The following is an 18,069-nucleotide window of genomic DNA, read 5'->3' as shown; positions in this document are numbered from 1 at the left end:
AGCGTCGTGACCGGCGGGGCGGGGGAGCGCATGATGGCTGCCACAGCGAGGGTTTACGCGGCGGCCGCCCGGGCACGATGCAGCGGCCGACCTTTCGGAAGGAAAACGACATGAGCGACTCGCAGGAGAGCATCGAGCGGGAGATCGCCGGGGGCGACTACGGCCCCGGGATCTTCGACGAGCCCAGCACGTACCGTCCGGAGAAGGGCGACGACGACGCCGGCCTGTCCAGCACGCTGGCCGCCGGCACCGACACCGACCAGTTGCAGGACGGCGGCCCGCACCCCGAGCACGGCGTCATGACCACCACCGGCGGCACCGCGGGCCCGAACAGCTTCCGCACCAAGCCGCGCTCCGGCCCGGGCGTGGCCAACACGACGACCGGCGACGCCACCACCGGCGCCATGGAGACTCCGGTCGACGGCTACACGAGCGACGCCAGCAGCAACGCCGTCGACTGATCCGTTACCGTCACCGGCGTGACGGAGTGGGAGCCGGTGGGGTTGCCGTTCGCCTTCGGGCGGGAGGCCGATGTCTACGCGCTGGGGGACGGGCTCGTCCTCCGGCGCTACCGCAACGGTGACAGCGCCGAGCCCGAGGCGGCCGCCATGGCGTACGCCCGCGAGTTCGGCTTTCCCGTGCCCGCCGTGCGCGCGGTCCGCGGCCCCGACCTGGTCATGGAGCGGCTGGACGGCCCGACGCTGGCCCAGGCGCTTCTGGAGGGTGCCGTGCCGCTCGAGCGCGGCGCCACGATCCTCGCCGATCTGCTGTGCCGCCTGCATGAGCTGCCCGCGCGGGGTGGCGACGGCGGGGCCACCGTCGTCCACCTGGATGTGCACCCTGAGAATGTCGTGCTGAGCGAGCGTGGCCCGGTCCTGATCGACTGGCGTAACGCGGGGGACGGGCCGGGTGATCTCGACACCGCGCTGGCCGCCCTGATTCTCGGGCAGGTCGCCGTCGGGTCGATCGATCACGAGCTGGGTGGCCGGGCCGGCGAGCTGCTCGACCTCTTCCTGGCCGCGGCTCCCGGCGACCCGACCCGGATGCTGGACGATGCCGTGGCGTTGCGGCGGCGGAACCGAACGATGTCGCCCGAGGAAGTAGGGCAACTGCCCGTGGCCGCGGCCAGAGTGCGGGGAGTGAAGTAGATGCGGGCGCTTGTGCAGACCGTGAGCCGGGCCAGTGTGACCGTCGACGACGAGGTGGTCGGCAAGATCGAGGACGGCTTGCTCGTCCTGGTCGGCGTCACTCACGACGACACACCCGAGAAAGCCCACCAACTCGCCCGCAAAACCTACGAGCTGCGCATTTTGGACGGCGACAAGTCGGCCGCCGACAATCAGGCGCCGCTCTTGGTCGTCAGCCAGTTCACCCTCTACGGCGACGCGCGGAAGGGCCGGCGGCCGAGTTGGACCGCCGCCGCGCCCGCGGAGCAGGCCGAACCGCTGATCACGGCTTACGTGGAAGCACTGCGCGCCCGGGGAGCGACGGTCGAGACCGGCCGCTTCCGGGCGCACATGCTGGTCGAGAGCGTGAACGTCGGCCCGCGCTCCATCTGGTTGGAGCTTTAGAAGAACAACCCTCGCCGCTGCGCCGACTGCCGCAGCCAGTTGTCGAGCTGAGCTCCCCAGTCGGTGTGGTCGACGGTCGCGTAGTCGACGTCGAAGCGCCCGAACGCGTCGTGCCCCTCGGTGAACAGGCCGCCCCGCTTGTCGATCTCGAGGATCACCTGGAGTTTCTGGGGCGTCGGGATGAACGTCAGCTCGAGCTGGTTGATCCCGCTCGCGTAGGCGGACGGCGGGTAGAACTCGATCTCCTGATAGAACGGCAGGTTCTGCTGCGCCCCGTACACCCGGCCGCGTTCGACGTCGGCTCGGCTGAACCGGAAGCCGAGCCGCAGCAGCGCGTCGAGGAGCCGCTCCTGGGCCGGCAGCGGGTGCACCGCCACCGCGTCCAGATCGGACTTGTCGACGGCCCGTGCGACCTCGAGCTCGGTGGCCAGCCCCATCGTCATGCCGTGCAGGTGCTGTCCGTACACCTCGGTGATCGGGGTTTCCCAGGGCACGTCGAAGCGGAACGGTACGTCGTATTTCGCACCCGGCTCCAGGCGGAACGAACCGGTCAGCCGCTGGCGGTGAAACTCCTGATTGGTGTTGTACTCGCTGTCACCGCTCTCGACCTCGACCCGGGTGACCAGGCCGACGGCCAGATATTCGACGTCCACGGCGTGTTCGCCGCCGACGACGTGCACCTGCCCCTCGAGGAATCCGCCCGGCCGGCAGTTGGGGTTGACCAGCACGGTCTCGACCGAGGGGCCGCCGACTCCCAATGCCTGCAACATCTTTTTGAAGACCACTGAACCATCTCCTCGTGACGGGCGTGTGGGGAACAGTATCGACGCACAGCAACCGACCGGTACCGGCATTTCGGGCACTTGTCGGCTTGGCGACGTCAGGGTTCTCCCTGATTCATGCCACCTGGACGCTTGCCTCACCTCGGCTTAACGCGTCCCGGGCCAAGCTATCGATCACCGGCACGCAAGTGACTGGCCAGCTCGAGACGGTTTATCAGCGGGGAGGGGACTGAAAGATGGTCCTGGAGATGAAGGCGACCGACAACAGCATGACGGACGGTGTCGAGCTCCTCACCGACCTGGACGCCACCGATGAGCGTGGTGTCTCCGCGGACCTGGTCCGGGCCTACCTCAACGGCATCGGCCGTACCCGCCTGCTCACCGCCGTCGAGGAGGTCGAGCTCTCCAAGCGGATCGAGGCCGGCCTCTACGCCGAGGAGCTTCTCTCCGGCGGGCAGCGCGCCGACGAGACAAGCGATCTGAGCATCATCATCGCCGAGGGCCGGGCGGCCAAGAACCACCTGCTCGAGGCCAACCTCCGCCTCGTGGTCAGCATCGCCAAGCGCTACACCGGCCGCGGCATGGCTTTCCTGGATCTCATCCAGGAGGGCAACCTGGGCCTGATCCGCGCGGTCGAGAAGTTCGACTACACCAAGGGCTACAAGTTCTCGACGTACGCCACGTGGTGGATCCGCCAGGCCATCACCCGGGCCATGGCCGACCAGGCCCGCACCATCCGTATCCCGGTGCACATGGTCGAGCAGGTCAACCGCATGGTCCGCAGCCGCCGCGACCTGGCCGCGACGCTGGGCCGCGAGCCGAGCATCGCCGAGATCGCCACCGCCATGGGCGTCCAGGAATTCCAGGTCATCGAGCTCATCTCGTACGACCGGGAGCCGGTCAGCCTCGACCAGGCCGTCGGTGAGGACGGCGAGAGCGCGCTGGGCGACTTCGTGGCCGCGGTCGAGCACCAGCCGGGCGTCGGCCACGGCCAGGGCGAGCTGCGCAGCGAAGTCGAGATCGTGCTGGCCACGCTCTCCGAGCGCGAGTCGGCCGTGATCCGCCTGCGCTTCGGCCTGGACGACGGCCGCCAGCGCACCCTGGACGAGGTCGGCCGCGAGTTCGGCCTCAGCCGCGAGCGCATCCGCCAGATCGAGAAGGTCACGATGCTCAAGCTCCGCGACCCCGAGCGCGCGTCCCGCCTCGAGGCCTACGCCAGCTGACACACCTGAAACCGCCGCCCGGAGAGCCGCTCGCGCTCCCCGGGCGGTTGCGCTTTCCGGGGCTGTAGGCCTGCGAAGATGAGCGCCATGACGATTTCGCTGCCGATCGACGCCGCGGCCAACGAGCTGCTCTCCACCGATCCGCTGGCCCTGCTCATCGGCATGACGCTTGATCAGCAGATTCCGCTGGAGAAGGCGTTCACCTCGCCGTGGGTGCTGGCGCAGCGGCTCGGGCACGCGTACACGGCCGAGGAGCTGGCCGGCTTCGATTCCGAGGCGCTCATCGCGATCTTCGCCGAGCCGCCGGCGCTGCACCGCTTCCCCAAGGCGATGGCCGTACGCGTGCAGGAGGTGTGCCGTGCCCTCGTCGAGGGGTACGACGGTTCGGCGGCCAACCTGTGGGCCGGCGTCGAGGACGGGGCCGAGCTGGTCAAGCGGGTCGCCTCGCTGCCCGGGTTCGGCAAGCAGAAGTCGCAGATCTTCGTCGCGCTGCTCGGCAAGCAGTACGGTGTCCGGCCGGCCGGGTGGCGGGAGGCCGCCGGCGGGTACGGCGCCGAGGGTTCGTTCAAGTCCGTGGCCGACATCGTCGACGCCGAGTCGCTCGGCCGGGTCCGGGCGTACAAGAAGGAGATAAAGGCGGCCGCCAAGGTCAACTGAGAGTGATGCGTCGAAGTGCGTCCATTTCTCCTCCCTCGTCAACCGTCCGGTGCCAGGATTTTCGGAGGTGAGGAAAGTTCCGCTTCCAGCGGTTTTCCCCGACTCCGGTTGTCCATGACGCGTTTGCGCACGGCAGTTGAAAGAGAGAGGGGAGACCACCCCCATGCCCTTGACGACGAGCTCCGCCAACGGGCGGGCGACCGATCAGGCCCGGGCCGCCCGGCCGGTCTCGACGCCGGCTTCGACCAGACCACCCGCCCGCGGCGGGGACTCTGACCCGAACCGGCGTCAGGCCCGCTCGGTGGCCAAGCAGCAGCAGGCGGCCGAGCGGATCGCCGCCGCCACCGCCGAGATCTCCGCCCAGAACGCCGAGGCCGCGGAGGCCTCGCGGCAGCTCACCGAGTCGATGCAGCAGATCTCGGCCGGTGCCGAGGAGGCCTCGGGCGCGACTCAGCAGAGCCTGGCCGCGATGAACCAGGTCGAGGAGCGGGTCACCCGCCAGGAGCAGACCACCCAGCAGGTCGCTCAGCTCAGTCAGGCGCTGCAGAATCTGCTCAACGAGACCCGGACGGGCATCAACGGCCTGCTCGCGAACGTCGACAGCGCCGCCACCCGGCAGAGCACCTCGGTCGTGACGATCACCGAGCTGGAGAAGCAGGCCGACGAGATCGGCGAGATCGTCAAGACGGTCGCCCACATCGCCGATCAGACGAACCTCTTGGCCCTGAACGCCGCGATCGAGGCTGCGCGGGCCCGCCAGCACGGCAAGGGTTTCGCCGTGGTGGCCGACGAGGTCCGCACGCTCGCCGAGACCAGTGAGCGCAGCGCGCGGCAGATCCGCGATCTCATCGACGAGGTGCGCGAGGGCGTCACCGCGATCGCCTCCGGGGTTCAGCAGTCGGCCGAGACGTCCCGCGGTGAGGTGGAGAAGGGCAAGACCATCACCTCGCAGCTGGAGAGCATCCGGGCCGACATGGGTACGATCATGACCGGCGCGACCGAGATGGCGACTGCGGCCCAGCAGTCGCGGCGCTCCGCCGGGAACGCCAAGAGCCTGTCCGAGCAGATCGCGGCGGCCGCTGAACAGCAGTCCGCCGCGTGTGAGGAGTCTCTGCAGACGGTCGGTCAGCAGACTCAGGCGCTGCGGCAGAGTGAGCAGGCCGCGGAGGAGCTGTCGGAGATCTCCGACGGCTTGCGCAACAGCACCGACGTCAGCAAGAGCGCCGAGGAGGTCGCGGCGGCGGCCGAGGAGCTGTCGGCCGCGGTCGAGGAGATCAACCGGGCCGCTGCGCAGATCAATACGGCGATCAACCAGATCAACGTGGGTGCGCGCACGGCGGCGGAAAAGGGCCAGCAGACCGCCGAGGCGGTCAATCAGATCGAGCAGGGCGCCCAGCTCTCCGCGAGCCGCGGCGGCGCAGCCGTGGAGCGTTCCGACGTCATCCTGTCCTCGCTCGCTGAGAACAAGACGTCGGTCGACTCGATGATCGAGGCGATCGGCAAGGCGGCCCGCGACGGTATGGAGAACGTCCGCCGGGTGAGCGAGCTCGAGCAGATCTCCCGCCGGATCGACAAGATCGTGGACGCCATCGCGAACGTGTCCATCCAGACCAACATGCTGGCGGTCAACGGCTCGGTCGAGTCGGCCCGGGCCGGCGAGTTCGGCAAGGGCTTCGCGGTGGTCTCCACCGACATCCGCAATCTGGCCCGGGACTCCGCCGACAACGCGGACCGGATCAAGGACCTGGTCAAGGCGGTGCAGGACCGGATCGTCGAGGTTCGCAGCGATCTGGAGGAGACCAGTCGGCAGGCGCTGGCCGAGGCCGAGGCGGCCAAGGCCACCACGGCCCGGCTCGAGGAGATCGAGCGCGACATGCAGCAGGTCCGCGCCGGTAATGCCGAGGTCAAGGAGTCGGCTCAGCAGATCGCCGACGTGCTCGGCGAGGTGAAGACCGGTCTCGAGCAGATCTCCACGGCGGCCAGCGAGGCCGAGCAGTTGGCCGCGCAGGCGTCGACCGCGGCCCGCGAGCAGGCGCAGGGCGCCGAGGAGCTGGCCGCCGCGGTCGAGGAGATCGCCGCCCTGGCCGACGAGTTGCAGAACGTCGGCTCCTAGACAAGGGACGCACTGATGAGCGACGAGGATCTGACGGCCGCCGAGGACACCATTGACGACGACAATGGATACGTCACCTTCGACATGGCCGGGGAGCGGTACGCCATCCCGATGAGCCGGGTCCAGGAGATCATCCGGATGCCGGCCGTGGTCAAGGTGCCGCTCGGCCCGCCCTCGCTCGAGGGGCTGGCCAACCTGCGCGGCCGCGTGCTGCCGGTGGTGAGCCTGCGCGACTGCTGCGACATGGAGCAGGCGGCTCACGACGAGACCACCCGGGTGATCGTGGTCGACGGCGGTGTGCCGCTGGGCTTCGTGGTCGACCGGGTGGCCAGTGTGATCAGCATCGACCCGTCCGCGATGGAATCGGCGGAGTCCGTGCAGTCGACCGTCCGCTCCGACGTGCTGGTCGGCGTGATCAAGGCGGACGACGGCGACATGACGACGATCCTCGACGTGGACCGTCTGGTGGGCGGCCAGTTCGATCGGCTCGGGGACCGGGCGCCGAGCACTGACAAAGCGGCCGCGGCCCGGCCGATGAACGAGCGCGGCGACGAGGGCGACACCGAGCGGGACGACACGCTCGAGCTGGTCAGCTTCGCGGTGCAGGGCCAGGAGTACGCCCTGCCGATCGATCAGGTGCAGGAGATCGTGCAGGCTCCCGAGTCGGTCAGCCACGTGCCGAACTCGGGGAGCCGCGTCCTCGGCGTGATCGACCTGCGGGGCCGGCTGCTGCCGGTGGTGAGCATGCGGCGCGTGTTCGGGCTGCCGGTCACGCCGCTGGAGCCGCAGAACCGGATCGTCGTCGTCTCGATCGACGGCGGCGTGGTCGGCGTCGTCATGGACACCGTGCGGGAGGTTCTTCGTGTCCCGCACGAGCTGGTGGCCCCGCTGCCGGGTTTCATGGCCGGCGACGGCCGCAAGAGCGAGGTCGAGTCGGTGTGCCGGCTCGAGGACGGCAAGCGCCTGGTCTCCGTCCTGAGCGTCAACCGGATGTTCGACTCACCGGAAGTGCGCAGCGAGATCGCCGAGCACCAGGGGCACGAGGACGCATCGCAGATGGGTGAGGAGCAGGGCATGGCCGACGACGGCAGGGGCGACGAGGAACTGTTCGTCGTGTTCCGGCTCGACGACGAGGAGTACGCCGTCGACGTCGACACCGTTCAGGAGATCATCCGGGTGCCGGCGGCGCTGATCCGGGTGCCGAAGTCGTTCGACTTCGTCGAGGGCCTGGTCAACCTGCGCGGCACGGTGCTGCCGGTGGTCGACCTGCGAACCCGGCTCGGCCTGCCCCGCGGCGAGCGCGACGAGCGGCAGCGCATCGTGGTGCTGATCATCGGCGGGGTCCGCACGGGCTTCATCGTCGACTCGGTGGCCGAGGTGGCCCGGGTCGGCCGGCAGGTGCTGGAGCCGGCGCCGCAGCTCTCGGCCGAGCAGGCCCGGCTGGTGTCGCGGGTGGCCAACCTGCCCGATCAGAAGCGGATGCTGTTGCTGGTGCAGGTCGACCAGCTGCTCGCGGCCGAGCAGGCCGCGGCGCTGGAGGAGGTCGCGCTGGACGAGGTCGCTGTTCCCTGCGACGACCTTGTCACCGTCTGACGGGAGCGTTACGTGGCAACCACATCCGTTCTCGTCGTCGACGACTCGGCTCTGATGCGCCGGGCCATCAAGGCCATCCTCGAGGAGGGCGGCTTCGAGGTCCACACCGCCCGCAACGGCGTCGACGCCCTGGAGCAGCTGTCCCGGACACACCCGGACGTCGTCACCCTCGACATCAACATGCCGGAGATGGACGGCCTGACCTGTCTCGCCAAGATCATGGCGGAGCGCCCCACCCCGGTCGTCATGGTGTCGTCGCTGACCGAGAAGAACGCCTTGATCACTTTCGAGGCGCTCGAGCTGGGCGCGGTCGACTACGTGGCCAAGCCGGGCGGCACGGTGTCGCTGAACATCGACGAGGTCGCGGCCGAGATCGTCAGCAAGGTCCACGCGGCGTCGTCGGCGCGGATCAGCCGGGCCCGGGGCCTCCGCGAGCGGATGAAGGCCGCGCCGGCCCGTACCGCACCGTCCCGGCCGGGCAAGGCCGGCGAGGTCGACCTGGTGCTGATCGGATCCTCGACCGGGGGCCCCAACCTGCTCGCCGAGCTGCTGCCGGGGTTGCCGGCCACGCTGGGCGCGCCAGTGATCGTGGCCCAGCACATCCCGGCGTCGTTCACCGCCACCCTCGCGCGGCGGCTGGACGAACTGTGCGCGCTGCGCGTGCACGAGGTCGACCGGATCATGAACGTGCAGCGCGGCCACATCTACCTCGGCAAGGGCAGCAACGACGTGGTCGTCGCCCGGCGCACGGACGGCCTGATCGTCAAGAGCGTGCCGGCCGGCGCCGAGTACCGCTGGCACCCCAGCGTCGACCGGCTGGTCAACTCGGCCCGCCGGCATGTGCCGGACGAGCGCCTGGTGTGCGCCCTGCTGACCGGCATGGGCGACGACGGGGCGGCCGAGATGGGCGCGGTGCGGGCCGGTGGCGGCCGCACGATCGCCGAGGCCGAGGAGACGGCGGTGGTCTGGGGCATGCCGGGGGAGTTGCACCGGCGGGGCGGCGCCACTGTCACCCTGCCGTCGTACGAGATCGCGGAGCGTCTCGCCGACTGGGTCCGCTGAGAGACGAACAGAGGGGGAACACCGTGGGACTCGTCCGCCGCAACGCGCCACCGCCCGAGGAGACGGCCGCGCCGCCGTCCATCGACACCCTGATGAGCCAGCTCGACGACCCGGACCCGGACTGCCGCCGGGAAGCGGCGCTCGGGCTCGGTGGTGCCGACGAGGCCGTGCCCGCGCTGCTCAGCCGGGTCGCCGGCGAGGCCGAGCCGGCGGTGCGCGATGCGATGCTCACCACCCTGGCCGCGCACGACACGGCGGCCGTGGCCGAGGGGCTCGCCGTCCATCTGGCCACCGACGACGCCGGTCTGCGCACTGCCGCGGCCGAGGCGCTGGCCACCATGCCGGTCGCGGTGCCGGCGATCGTCCCGCGCCTGCTCGCCGACCCCGACCACGACGTGCGGGTGATGACCGCGATGGTCCTCGCCGACCTGCCGCATCCCGGCTCGCAGACGTGGCTGGCCCAGATGATCGCCGAGGACGAGCACCCGAACGTGGTCACCGCGGCCATCGACGCCCTGCTTCCGTCGCTCGGCCCGGAGCACCACGACCTGCTGCGCGCCGCCGTCGAGCGGTTTCCGGAGGACCCGTTCCTGCGGTTCACGGTCGAGGCGGCCTTGCGATGACGAGTGCGGCCACGGCCGGAGCCGGGCTCAGCGACGCGGAGTTCGAGAAGTTCCGCGAGTACTTCTACAAGCGCACCGGCATCCAGTTCACCTCGGCCAAGCGCTACTTCGTGGACAAGCGCATCGACGCCTGCATCCGGGGCTCGAAGTTCGACACGTTCACGTCCTGGTTCGCCGCCCTGCGCCTGAGTGAACGGTCCGACCTGCTCCAGGAACTGATCAACCAGCTCACCGTCAACGAGACGTACTTCCTGCGCGAGGACTACCAGTTCGACTCCATGCTCCGGACGGTGCTGCCGGAGGTGCTGGAGGCGCGGGGTGGCCTGAACCGGATCGTCGGGCCGGTCAAGATTCTCTCCCTGCCCTGCTCGACCGGCGAGGAGCCGTACTCGATCGCCCTGCGGCTGCTGGAGGAGTGGCCCCCGATCGACCGGATCGACGTGGAGATCCACGGGGCCGACATCGACAGCGATGTGCTGTCCAAGGCGAGGCACGCCAGCTACGGCGAGCGGTCGCTGCAACGCGTACCGAAGAAGTGGCGGGACAAGTACTTCAGCCCGGTCGGCGGGGGCCGGTTCCAGCTCGACGAGGGCATCCGGGGCGCCGTCACGCTGCATCAGGTCAACGTGTGCGACACGAACGCGATGCGGGCGTTCCGCGATTTCGACGTGGTCTTCTGCCGCAACGTGCTGATCTATTTCGACGAGCTGTCCAGCCGGCGGGCGGCTGAGAACCTGTACGGCGCCATGCGGCCCGGCGGTTACCTGTTCCTCGGCCACTCGGAGTCGATGAGCCGCATCTCGCCGATCTTCACGCCGACCCGCCTGCCGGAGGGCATCGTCTACCAACGACCGACCGGAGCCAACCGATGACAGAGACCCCAGTGAAGGTGCTGGTCGTCGACGACGCCGCCACGGTGCGGCTGTATCACACCAGCCTGCTGTCCGAGGCCGGCTTCCACGTCGAGGAGGCCGCCAACGGCCTGGAGGCGGTCGAGTCGGCTCTCACCACCGCGTACGACCTGTTCGTGGTCGACGTCAACATGCCGAAGATGGACGGGTACTCCTGCGTCGAGACGCTGCGCTCGGAAACGGTCGGAACACCCGCGCCGGTCCTGATGATCAGCACGGAGGACCGGCCCGGTGACGCGGACCGGGCCTACGCGGCGGGCGCGAACCTGTACATGGTCAAGCCGGTCTCCTCCGAGCGTCTGGTCCGGGTGGCCCGGATGCTCACCGCCGGATCGGGCATTCCGGCATGAACCCGCTGCTCGCCCAGTTCCTGGCCGAGGCGGCCGACCTGCTGACCCAGGTCGACGAGGGCCTTCTGCAGCTCGAGCGCGACCCGGGCGACCCGGAGCTGGTCAACGAGGTGTTCCGGGCCGCCCACACGTTCAAGGGCTCGTCCGGGCTGTTCGACTTCCCTGAGCTGACCCGGCTCACGCACGCGGCCGAGGACCTTCTCGACGCCGTACGCGGCGGCCGGCTCAACCTCGACTCGGGCATGACCGACGACCTGCTGGCCGCGTTCGACCTGATCCGCGGCTGGCTGGCCCACGTCACCCAGCACGAGCGGCTGCCCGCCAGCGCCGGCGCCGACGCGGCCGTCCTGATCACCAAGCTGCGCGGCCCGCTCGGCGGCGACGCCACGACCCCGGTGGCCGAGAAGGCGCCGGTGGTCCACGTGATCGCCCCGCCGCCGGAGTGGCTTCGGCACTTCGACACCGAGTGGCTGGACGAGACCGCGACCTGGCTGACCACCACGGCCTCGACCCTGCGCTTCGCCCGGTACGCACCGGACGAGGGCTGCTTCTTCCGTGCCGAGGATCCCGTGCACCTGATCAGCCAGGTGCCGGCTTTGGCCAAGATGGCCGTGGTGCCGCCGGACGAGTGGCCCACGCCGGAGGGCTACGACGAGTACACGTGCCTGATCGGCTTCGTGCTGGCCGCCCGGGCCGCGCACGGCGAGCTCGACTATCTGTTCCGCTATGTGCCCGATCAGGTCGAGGTGGTCGAGCTCGACGGGGACGCGGTGCGCCGATTCCTCAACGGCGAGGTGGCCGAACCGGCGCCGGCTTCGGCGGGCGAGCCGGAACCGGCCGCGGCCGAGGCGCAGGACCCGGCGCTGGTCCACGACGCGTATGCGCTCCTGACGGCGGCCCAGAGCTCGTTGCGGACCGAGGGCGTCGGCGGAGCCCGGCTGGCCTCGATCGCCCACTCGGTCTCGGCCGCCGCGGCGGCCCTGGGCGAGATCACCGAGCTCGCTGACCTGAACGCCGAAGAGCTCACCGAGACGGTCAACCGGCTGCTCGGGTCGACCCCGCCGCCGCCACCGCCGCCCGCGCCGATCGAGCGGCCGGTGCCGGAGGAACGGATCGACCGCGGCCGCGCCGACGATCCCGGCGGCCAGGTCGGCACCAAGATCCTCAAGGTCGACCAGGAGAAGGTCGACCACCTGATGGAGCTGGTCGGCGAGCTCAACGTGGCCAAGAACGGCCTGACCTTCCTGGCCGACTCGGCCGAGGAGGAGTTCGGCAGCCGGGTGCTCGGCCGCCGCATCAAGGACCAGTACTCCGGTCTGCACCGGATCGCCGAGGAGCTCCAGGCCTCGGTGATGGACATCCGGATGCTGCCGCTGTCGGTCGCCTTCTCCCGTTTCCCCCGGCTCGTCCGCGACCTCAGCCGCCGGCTCGGCAAGAACATCGAGCTGGTCATGGAGGGCGAGGACACGATGGCCGACAAGGACGTCATCGAGGCCCTGGGCGACCCCCTCGTCCACCTTGTGCGCAACAGCCTCGATCACGGCATCGAGCTGCCCGACGAGCGGACCGCGGCCGGCAAGCCGGCGCAGGCCCGGATCACGCTGAGCGCGGTCGCCGACGGCGACGCGGTGGTCGTGGAGATCGCCGACGACGGGCGCGGCATCAACCCCATGAAGGTCAAGCGCAAGGCGTACGAGAAGGGCTTGATCTCGGAGGAGGAGCTGGAGGCGATGGGCGACGCCGAGGCCGTCGAGCTCGTCTTCCGGGCCGGGTTCTCCACCGCCGACCAGGTTTCGGATCTCTCCGGGCGGGGAGTCGGCATGGACGCGGTGCGGGCGAGCGTGGAGAAGCTCGGCGGCACCGTCACGATGAAGTCGGAGTTCGGCACGGGCAGTGTGACCCGGCTGCGGCTGCCGCTGTCGATGGCGGTCACCCAGGTGATGGTGGTCAGCGTGGCCGGCCAGCGGTTCGGCATCCCGGTCGACCTGGTGGTCGAGACGGTCCGGGTACCCGGCGGCGAGATCGGCCGGGTGCTGCACCAGGACGTGGTCGTACTGCGGGGCGAGGTGGTCCCGGTGATCGACCTGGCCCGGGCCCTGCAGATGCCGTGGACGCCGGACGAGACCGCGGATCGGCGCATCCTCATCGTCAGCCTGCAGGGTCAGCGGGTCGGCCTGCTGGTCGAACAGTTCCACCGTGAGGTCGACGTGATCCTCAAGCCGATGGAGGGCCTGCTCGCCTACGCGGACGAGTTCTCCGGCACGGCGCTGCTCGGCGACGGCCTGGTGCTGTTGGTGCTGAACATGAAGGAGGTGCTCGGTCTTGCCGCTCGAGCTCAATGAGACGACCGCGACCCTGAGTGACGTGGTGACCGTCGACGAGGTGGAGCCGCTGGTGGCCTGGCTGCGCGCCACCCCGAAGGGGAAGGTCAATCTGCGCCGTTGCAACCATCTGCACACCGGAGCGCTCCAGGCTCTGCTGCTTTTCCAACCGAAGATTAGCTCGGCACCAGCGAACGCCTTCCTGGCGGAGCAGGTGCTGCCACTGCTCGCGGGGAGCGGTGGCGCAACCAGCCGACCAGAAAGTGAACCTCCATGACCACTGTGATGCTCGTCGACGACTCCGCCACCATGCTCATGAGCCTGAAGTCGATCCTGACCAAGGCCGGCTACTCCGTCGAGACCGCCGGTCATGGCAAGGAAGCGCTGGAGAAGCTGGCCAAGGGGGTCAAGCCGAACCTGATCATCAGCGACGTCAACATGCCGCAGATGGACGGGATCACCTTCGTCCGCGAGGCCCGCAAGGCCCCGGGCATGCGGTTCACCCCCATGCTCATGCTGACCACCGAGTCCGAGCAGACCAAGCGCAACGAGGCCAAGTCCGCGGGCGCCACCGGCTGGCTGGTCAAGCCGGTCGCCCCGGACCAGCTCCTCGGCGTCATCAAGCAGGTTGTCCCGGGCGCCTGATCAAGGCCCATTCCGATGGAGGAACCGATGGCCGGCCTTCTCCGACGCCAGGCGTCGCCGGCGGCGCCGGGCGTACCGGATGTACGGGCTGACGTCGTCGCCCGCGCCCTGCGGCCCGTCCCCGAGTTCTGCGAGATCGTCGACGCGCATCTGAACGACGTGATCGAGCAGACCGGGGAGGCCGCCGAGGCGATCGTGGGGCAGATGCTCAAGATCGACTCAATGGCTGAGGTGATGGCGGGCGACGTCGCCCGCCTGGCCGGCACGGTCGGCCGCACCGAGAGCGAGCTGGCCCAGGTCGGCGCGTCCAACGCGCAGCTCGTGGACCGGCTGGTGCGCTACTTCCTCTACCGCGACGAGCAGGTCCGGTCGCTGGTAGACGAGATGCGCGGCCTCAAGCAGCACGTGACCCAGATCGAGGAGGTCAGCAAGGCCACGAACATCCTGGCCCTGAACGCCATGATCGAAGCGGTCCGGGCCGGCGACGCCGGGGAGGGCTTCGCGGTCGTTGCGGACGAGGTCCGCAAGCTGGCCACCCGCTCGTCCAAGGCGGCCAACGACATCGGCTCGACGATCGCCGACCTGACCGCCCGGCTCGACGCGGTGCTCACCGACGACAGCAATTTCGACGAGAGTGTGCAGCCCGAACAGGCTGCCGGGGACACCGCGATGACCCGGCGCCTGAACGGCATCGCCCAGGCCCAGCGGGAGATGTCGGAGATGGTGGCCGGCATTCTGCACGACACCGTGGACGCCGCCCAGCAGGTTCAGCAGAGCTCGGACGCGCTCACCGGCGAGACCACCGGCGCCGTCGGGCACGTCCAGTTCCAGGACATCAGCCGGCAGATGCTGGAGCACGTCGCCGAGGCCGTCGGCGAGGTCAAGCGCCAGGTCGAGGACACGATCGGCTATGCCGAGGGTGGCCTGCCGGCCGAGGTGGTGACCGGGCGGATCATCTCGGTCGAGGCCCTGCGCAGCCGGCACGTGATGTCCCGGCAGCGGGTGACGCACGGCGAGCAGGCCGGCCTCGCGGCCGCCGTGGACGACACACCGATCATCGAACTGTTCTGAAAGGGGGCCCGCCATGGCGTCTGACGTCGAGCGGCCGACCGAGGCCGACGCCCTGGCCGCCATCGCCGAGCTGATCGGCCCCGAGATGGCCGCCGGCATCTGGGACCTCTCCGTCCGCGCCCTGGGTCTGCGCCGGCCGGTCGAGTCGACCGCCGACCTGCGCCGGGTCGCCGAGCACCTGATGGCCACCGGCGACCTGGTGCGGGTGGCCGGCCGGTCGCTGAAGGTCCGCGCCATCACCTACGACGCCCTCTCACCGACTGGAGGTTGATCATGATGCTGTTGGAGGAGCGGCCGGCGTCCCTGCGCCCCCGCCGCGACATCGACCGCCTGCTCGACGTGGCCCGCCTCGGTCTCGACCGCGAACAGCCCCGCCCGTTCCTGCAGCGCGTCGTCGACGAGGTGGCCGAGGCGCTGCACGCGCCGATCGCCGTGGCCGACGTGCTGCTCGACGACGTCCAGGTCTTCGCGGCCCTGCACGGGCCGGCCCCGCAGTGGCTGCTCGACGCCGGCGGCACGCCGATCGAGTGGTCGTTCTGCCGCCCGTTCCTCACCGAACGGCGGCCGCGGATCGTGCGTGATCTGCGCGAGGACCCGCGATGGAGCGACAACCCCCTGGTGACCGGCGAGGGTGCTCGCGCGTACATCGGGGTGCCGTTGATCTCGCGCCGCGGGCACGTCCTGGGCGGACTGTGCGCGCTGGATCTGGCCCCGCGTGACTTCGCCGGGGAGTCGATCGGGATGCTCGAGCGCCGGGCGGCCGAAATTATCGACAATCTTGAATCAGAGGCGGCCGCCGAGCTCTGAGCCGAGTCAGTGGGCAGCGGGCGGCAATCGGTGCCATGATGGGGGGTCGATCGGAGACCCCAACGTGAAGAAACAGCCGGTTCTGATCACCGACGCCGCCCCCAGCCCCGATGCGCAATACCGTGGCCGCCAGGTCCGCTACGTCAGCATGATGGCCGGCCGGGCCGCCTGCCTGATCCTGGGCGCGATCCTGGTCAGTGTCCGCCCGCCCCTGCTCGGCCTCTGGCTGGTCCTGTGCGCGGCCGGCATGGTCTTCCTGCCCTGGGCGGCCGTGCTCATCGCCAACGACCGCCCGGCCAAGTCCAAGGCCGAGCGCGCCGCCTCCGCCCTGGCCGCGAAACAGCAGGCCGGCCTGCCCCAGCACACCCCCGAGGACGTCGAGTACCTGACCATCGACGTCGACCCGATCGAGCCCCGTCAGCGCGAGAACGGCTGACGGGGCCGGGCCCCGATCTGACCCACCGCCTCGGCGCCGAGCGCGGCCCCGGCCGTCAGCGCCGCCTCCGGCGCCGCGCCGGAACACCAGGCCGCCAGCAGGCCGGCCGCGAAGGCGTCGCCCGCGCCGGTCGGGTCCTTCATCAGCCGTACGCGGTCCGGCGTCACCGAGTGCAGCGGACCGCCGCGGGAGGCCCAGGTCGCCCCGGCCCCGCCCTGTTTGACGACCACGTTGCGGGCGTGCGCGGTCAGCCGCCGCGCCTGCTCGGCCGCCGGGCCCGGACCGGCCAGCACGTCGGCCTCGTCCGCGTTGCAGAGCAGCACGTCGACGTCGCGTACCCACCGCAGGAAAGCGGAAGCACCCACCGACCGCAACGGCGCCGCCGAGGCCGCGTCGACGCTCGTCGTCCCGGTCGCCGCCGCCAGGGCGGCCAGACCGGCCGGCCGCGACCCCTCGTGCAGCAGCGGGTAGCCCGAAAGGTGCAGATGACCCGGGCCCGCGGCCGTGATCGCGGCCCGCACATGGGCCGGGTCCAGCCGCAGCGCGGCGCCCCGATCCGTGATCATGGTGCGCTCCTGCGGGCCGGCCAGCACCACCACGCTGCCGGTGACCGCGCCCGGATGGGCCCGCACCGCGCACCGGACCCCGGCCGTCGTCAGCTCGGCGACCCGCTCCCGCCCGGCGGGGTCGTCACCGACCGCGGCCACCAGCGTGACCTCGCACCCGGCCCGGGCCAGCCAGGCCGCCGTGTTGGCGGCCTGACCACCACCGTTGACCGTGATCGCGGCGTCGGTGTCCGAGCCGAGCTGGATAGGCCCGCCGTGCGCGACCAGGACGTCGGTGACCAGGTCGCCGACGACGGTGATCACTGGGCCGTGAAGCCCAGCGTCGCGGGCGTGCCGGCCGTCGCCACGGCGATCCTGGCCGCCAGCTCGGCGTTGCGCAGGATGATCCGCACGTTGACGGCCAGGCTCTGGCCCTCGGTGCTCTCGTGGAAGTGGCTCAGCAGGAACGGGGTGACCGCCTTGCCGGTGATGTGGTCGCGGGCCAGCAGCTCCAGGCCCTCGGCCAGGGTGCGGTCGTGCAGGGCCGGGTCGAGCTGCTGGTCGGCCGGCAGCGGGTTGGCCAGGATCAGCGCGCCCGCGCCGACGCCCTGGTCGGCGCGGGCCCGGATGACGTCGGCGACCTGCTCGGGGGAGTCGAGCTGCCAGTCGATGTCGAAACCGCCGTCGGTGATGAAGAAACCCGGGAACCGCTTGGTCCGGTAACCGGCCACGGCGACGCCGAGGGTCTCCAGGCGCTCCAGCGTCGCCCCCACGTCGAGGATCGACTTCACGCCCGCGCAGACCACGACGATCGGGGTGGCCGACAAGGTGGTCAGGTCGGCCGACTCGTCGAACGTGACGTTCGCCTCGCGGTGCACGCCGCCCAGCCCGCCGGTGGCGAAGACGCCGATGCCCGCGGCGGCGGCGACCGCGCTGGTCGCGGCGACTGTGGTGGCGCCGTCGGCCCGGGTCGCGGCGGCCACAGCCAGGTCGCGCACCGAGAGCTTGGCCACGCCCTGGGCCAGGGCCAGGTGCTCGACCTGGGCGTCGTCCAGCCCGACGATCAGCTCGCCGCCGATCATGCCGATGGTGGCCGGCACCGCGCCCTGGTCACGGACGGTCTGCTCGATCTCGCGGGCCACCCGGAGGTTGTCCGGGTGCGGCAGCCCGTGCGAGATGATCGTGCTCTCCAGCGCGACCACCGGCCGGCCGTCCCGGCGGGCACGGGTCACATGCTCGCCGTATCGAATCGCAAAGTCAGTCACGTTCCTACCGTACGGCTTTGATCATTGGACCCGTCCCGAGGTAGCTGTCACACTTGCGGGTTGGAGCTTTGTTTCGCCAGCTTTGTTTTCGTCA

The 18,069-nt window shown here is 70.4% G+C and carries 21 protein-coding genes; 18 read left to right on the top strand and 3 right to left on the bottom strand.

From position 1 onward, the window contains the following. The first annotated feature begins 110 nt into the window (after nucleotides 1-110). From AB0J66_RS13595 to dtd, 3 genes are read left to right on the top strand one after another with little or no spacing between them, the layout of a single operon-like run. The gene (locus AB0J66_RS13595; RefSeq protein WP_364659552.1) at nucleotides 111-461 is read left to right on the top strand and encodes a hypothetical protein; all 351 of its coding nucleotides are present in this window, start codon (nucleotides 111-113) and stop codon (nucleotides 459-461) included. An 18-nt stretch (nucleotides 462-479) separates the two neighbouring features. Next, complete coding sequence (locus tag AB0J66_RS13590; protein WP_364659550.1) at nucleotides 480-1,148, top strand: phosphotransferase; 669 nt, start codon at nucleotides 480-482, stop codon at nucleotides 1,146-1,148. Continuing rightward, a complete protein-coding gene (dtd, locus tag AB0J66_RS13585; RefSeq protein ID WP_364659548.1) occupies nucleotides 1,149-1,571 on the top strand; it encodes a D-aminoacyl-tRNA deacylase in 423 nt (140 codons plus the stop codon). It begins immediately after the preceding gene. Here the strand turns inward: dtd and AB0J66_RS13580 are convergent. Next, entirely contained in the window at nucleotides 1,568-2,356 is a 789-nt protein-coding gene (locus AB0J66_RS13580; RefSeq protein ID WP_364659546.1) for a sporulation protein, read from the bottom strand. The two genes, dtd and AB0J66_RS13580, sit on opposite strands and share 4 nt — an antisense overlap. Before the next feature lie 233 nt (nucleotides 2,357-2,589). Here AB0J66_RS13580 and sigB point away from each other — a divergent pair, with 233 nt between their 5' ends. The 15 genes from sigB to AB0J66_RS13505 all read left to right on the top strand — a co-directional run bounded on the left by sigB (nucleotide 2,590) and on the right by AB0J66_RS13505 (nucleotide 16,165). After that, nucleotides 2,590-3,576 (top strand): RNA polymerase sigma factor SigB, encoded by a 987-nt coding sequence (gene sigB, locus AB0J66_RS13575; protein WP_364659544.1) that lies wholly within the window; start codon nucleotides 2,590-2,592, stop codon nucleotides 3,574-3,576. 87 nt (nucleotides 3,577-3,663) lie between these two features. After that, complete coding sequence (locus AB0J66_RS13570) at nucleotides 3,664-4,233, top strand: HhH-GPD-type base excision DNA repair protein (RefSeq protein WP_364659542.1); 570 nt, start codon at nucleotides 3,664-3,666, stop codon at nucleotides 4,231-4,233. A gap of 163 nt (nucleotides 4,234-4,396) precedes the next feature. Continuing rightward, nucleotides 4,397-6,346: a methyl-accepting chemotaxis protein gene (locus AB0J66_RS13565; protein WP_364659540.1), complete on the top strand. Its 1,950-nt coding sequence runs from the start codon at nucleotides 4,397-4,399 to the stop codon at nucleotides 6,344-6,346. A 15-nt stretch (nucleotides 6,347-6,361) separates the two neighbouring features. Continuing rightward, the gene (locus tag AB0J66_RS13560) at nucleotides 6,362-7,939 is read left to right on the top strand and encodes a chemotaxis protein CheW (protein ID WP_364659538.1); all 1,578 of its coding nucleotides are present in this window, start codon (nucleotides 6,362-6,364) and stop codon (nucleotides 7,937-7,939) included. A 12-nt stretch (nucleotides 7,940-7,951) separates the two neighbouring features. Continuing rightward, nucleotides 7,952-9,001 (top strand): chemotaxis-specific protein-glutamate methyltransferase CheB, encoded by a 1,050-nt coding sequence (cheB, locus tag AB0J66_RS13555; RefSeq protein WP_364659536.1) that lies wholly within the window; start codon nucleotides 7,952-7,954, stop codon nucleotides 8,999-9,001. A 23-nt stretch (nucleotides 9,002-9,024) separates the two neighbouring features. Continuing rightward, a complete protein-coding gene (locus AB0J66_RS13550) occupies nucleotides 9,025-9,624 on the top strand; it encodes a HEAT repeat domain-containing protein (protein WP_364659534.1) in 600 nt (199 codons plus the stop codon). Beyond that, nucleotides 9,621-10,496: a protein-glutamate O-methyltransferase CheR gene (locus tag AB0J66_RS13545; protein ID WP_364659532.1), complete on the top strand. Its 876-nt coding sequence runs from the start codon at nucleotides 9,621-9,623 to the stop codon at nucleotides 10,494-10,496. The genes AB0J66_RS13550 and AB0J66_RS13545 overlap by 4 nt, the downstream gene beginning before the upstream one ends. Beyond that, nucleotides 10,493-10,885 (top strand): response regulator, encoded by a 393-nt coding sequence (locus tag AB0J66_RS13540; RefSeq protein ID WP_364659530.1) that lies wholly within the window; start codon nucleotides 10,493-10,495, stop codon nucleotides 10,883-10,885. Before AB0J66_RS13545 ends, AB0J66_RS13540 begins: the two co-directional genes overlap by 4 nt. Further along, nucleotides 10,882-13,227, top strand: coding sequence for a chemotaxis protein CheA (locus AB0J66_RS13535; RefSeq protein ID WP_364659528.1), 2,346 nt, complete (start codon nucleotides 10,882-10,884; stop codon nucleotides 13,225-13,227). The genes AB0J66_RS13540 and AB0J66_RS13535 overlap by 4 nt, the downstream gene beginning before the upstream one ends. Then, nucleotides 13,208-13,483, top strand: coding sequence for a hypothetical protein (locus tag AB0J66_RS13530; protein ID WP_364659526.1), 276 nt, complete (start codon nucleotides 13,208-13,210; stop codon nucleotides 13,481-13,483). The genes AB0J66_RS13535 and AB0J66_RS13530 overlap by 20 nt, the downstream gene beginning before the upstream one ends. Continuing rightward, nucleotides 13,480-13,851 carry a response regulator gene (locus AB0J66_RS13525; RefSeq protein ID WP_097318621.1) on the top strand — a complete coding sequence of 124 codons (372 nt, stop codon included), beginning with the start codon at nucleotides 13,480-13,482 and terminating at the stop codon, nucleotides 13,849-13,851. Before AB0J66_RS13530 ends, AB0J66_RS13525 begins: the two co-directional genes overlap by 4 nt. 27 nt (nucleotides 13,852-13,878) lie before the next feature. Continuing rightward, nucleotides 13,879-14,922, top strand: coding sequence for a methyl-accepting chemotaxis protein (locus AB0J66_RS13520; protein WP_364659524.1), 1,044 nt, complete (start codon nucleotides 13,879-13,881; stop codon nucleotides 14,920-14,922). 13 nt (nucleotides 14,923-14,935) lie between these two features. Further along, nucleotides 14,936-15,193, top strand: coding sequence for a hypothetical protein (locus AB0J66_RS13515; RefSeq protein WP_364659522.1), 258 nt, complete (start codon nucleotides 14,936-14,938; stop codon nucleotides 15,191-15,193). Nucleotides 15,194-15,195: 2 nt separating this feature from the next. Next, nucleotides 15,196-15,729 (top strand): GAF domain-containing protein, encoded by a 534-nt coding sequence (locus tag AB0J66_RS13510; RefSeq protein ID WP_364659520.1) that lies wholly within the window; start codon nucleotides 15,196-15,198, stop codon nucleotides 15,727-15,729. A 64-nt stretch (nucleotides 15,730-15,793) separates the two neighbouring features. Continuing rightward, nucleotides 15,794-16,165: a DUF3099 domain-containing protein gene (locus AB0J66_RS13505; RefSeq protein WP_364659518.1), complete on the top strand. Its 372-nt coding sequence runs from the start codon at nucleotides 15,794-15,796 to the stop codon at nucleotides 16,163-16,165. On the opposite strand, the gene AB0J66_RS13500 is transcribed toward AB0J66_RS13505, so the two are convergent. Together AB0J66_RS13500 and AB0J66_RS13495 are read right to left on the bottom strand one after the other, a co-directional pair. Beyond that, nucleotides 16,147-17,031, bottom strand: a complete 885-nt coding sequence (locus tag AB0J66_RS13500) for a PfkB family carbohydrate kinase (RefSeq protein ID WP_364660231.1) — start codon at nucleotides 17,029-17,031, stop codon at nucleotides 16,147-16,149. The two genes, AB0J66_RS13505 and AB0J66_RS13500, sit on opposite strands and share 19 nt — an antisense overlap. Continuing rightward, nucleotides 17,031-17,975, bottom strand: coding sequence for a pseudouridine-5'-phosphate glycosidase (locus AB0J66_RS13495; protein ID WP_364659516.1), 945 nt, complete (start codon nucleotides 17,973-17,975; stop codon nucleotides 17,031-17,033). The genes AB0J66_RS13500 and AB0J66_RS13495 overlap by 1 nt, the downstream gene beginning before the upstream one ends. Nucleotides 17,976-18,069: the final 94 nt, after the last annotated feature.

Origin of the sequence: Actinoplanes sp. NPDC049598, from assembly GCF_040675435.1 — a bacterium.
In the GTDB taxonomy this organism is placed as follows: domain Bacteria; phylum Actinomycetota; class Actinomycetes; order Mycobacteriales; family Micromonosporaceae; genus Actinoplanes.
This window is presented reverse-complemented; position numbering and strand designations above follow the sequence as displayed.

Bases quoted from the DNA above. Each gene is read 5' to 3' on its own strand.
- AB0J66_RS13565 (WP_364659540.1), top strand. From the start codon at position 4,397: ATGCCCTTGACGACGAGCTCCGCCAACGGGCGGGCGACCGATCAGGCC.
- dtd (WP_364659548.1), top strand. From the start codon at position 1,149: ATGCGGGCGCTTGTGCAGACCGTGAGCCGGGCCAGTGTGACCGTCGAC.
- AB0J66_RS13525 (WP_097318621.1), top strand. From the start codon at position 13,480: ATGACCACTGTGATGCTCGTCGACGACTCCGCCACCATGCTCATGAGC.
- AB0J66_RS13520 (WP_364659524.1), top strand. From the start codon at position 13,879: ATGGCCGGCCTTCTCCGACGCCAGGCGTCGCCGGCGGCGCCGGGCGTA.
- AB0J66_RS13510 (WP_364659520.1), top strand. From the start codon at position 15,196: ATGATGCTGTTGGAGGAGCGGCCGGCGTCCCTGCGCCCCCGCCGCGAC.
- sigB (WP_364659544.1), top strand. From the start codon at position 2,590: ATGGTCCTGGAGATGAAGGCGACCGACAACAGCATGACGGACGGTGTC.
- AB0J66_RS13540 (WP_364659530.1), top strand. From the start codon at position 10,493: ATGACAGAGACCCCAGTGAAGGTGCTGGTCGTCGACGACGCCGCCACG.
- AB0J66_RS13535 (WP_364659528.1), top strand. From the start codon at position 10,882: ATGAACCCGCTGCTCGCCCAGTTCCTGGCCGAGGCGGCCGACCTGCTG.
- AB0J66_RS13515 (WP_364659522.1), top strand. From the start codon at position 14,936: ATGGCGTCTGACGTCGAGCGGCCGACCGAGGCCGACGCCCTGGCCGCC.
- AB0J66_RS13545 (WP_364659532.1), top strand. From the start codon at position 9,621: ATGACGAGTGCGGCCACGGCCGGAGCCGGGCTCAGCGACGCGGAGTTC.
- AB0J66_RS13570 (WP_364659542.1), top strand. From the start codon at position 3,664: ATGACGATTTCGCTGCCGATCGACGCCGCGGCCAACGAGCTGCTCTCC.
- AB0J66_RS13595 (WP_364659552.1), top strand. From the start codon at position 111: ATGAGCGACTCGCAGGAGAGCATCGAGCGGGAGATCGCCGGGGGCGAC.
- AB0J66_RS13560 (WP_364659538.1), top strand. From the start codon at position 6,362: ATGAGCGACGAGGATCTGACGGCCGCCGAGGACACCATTGACGACGAC.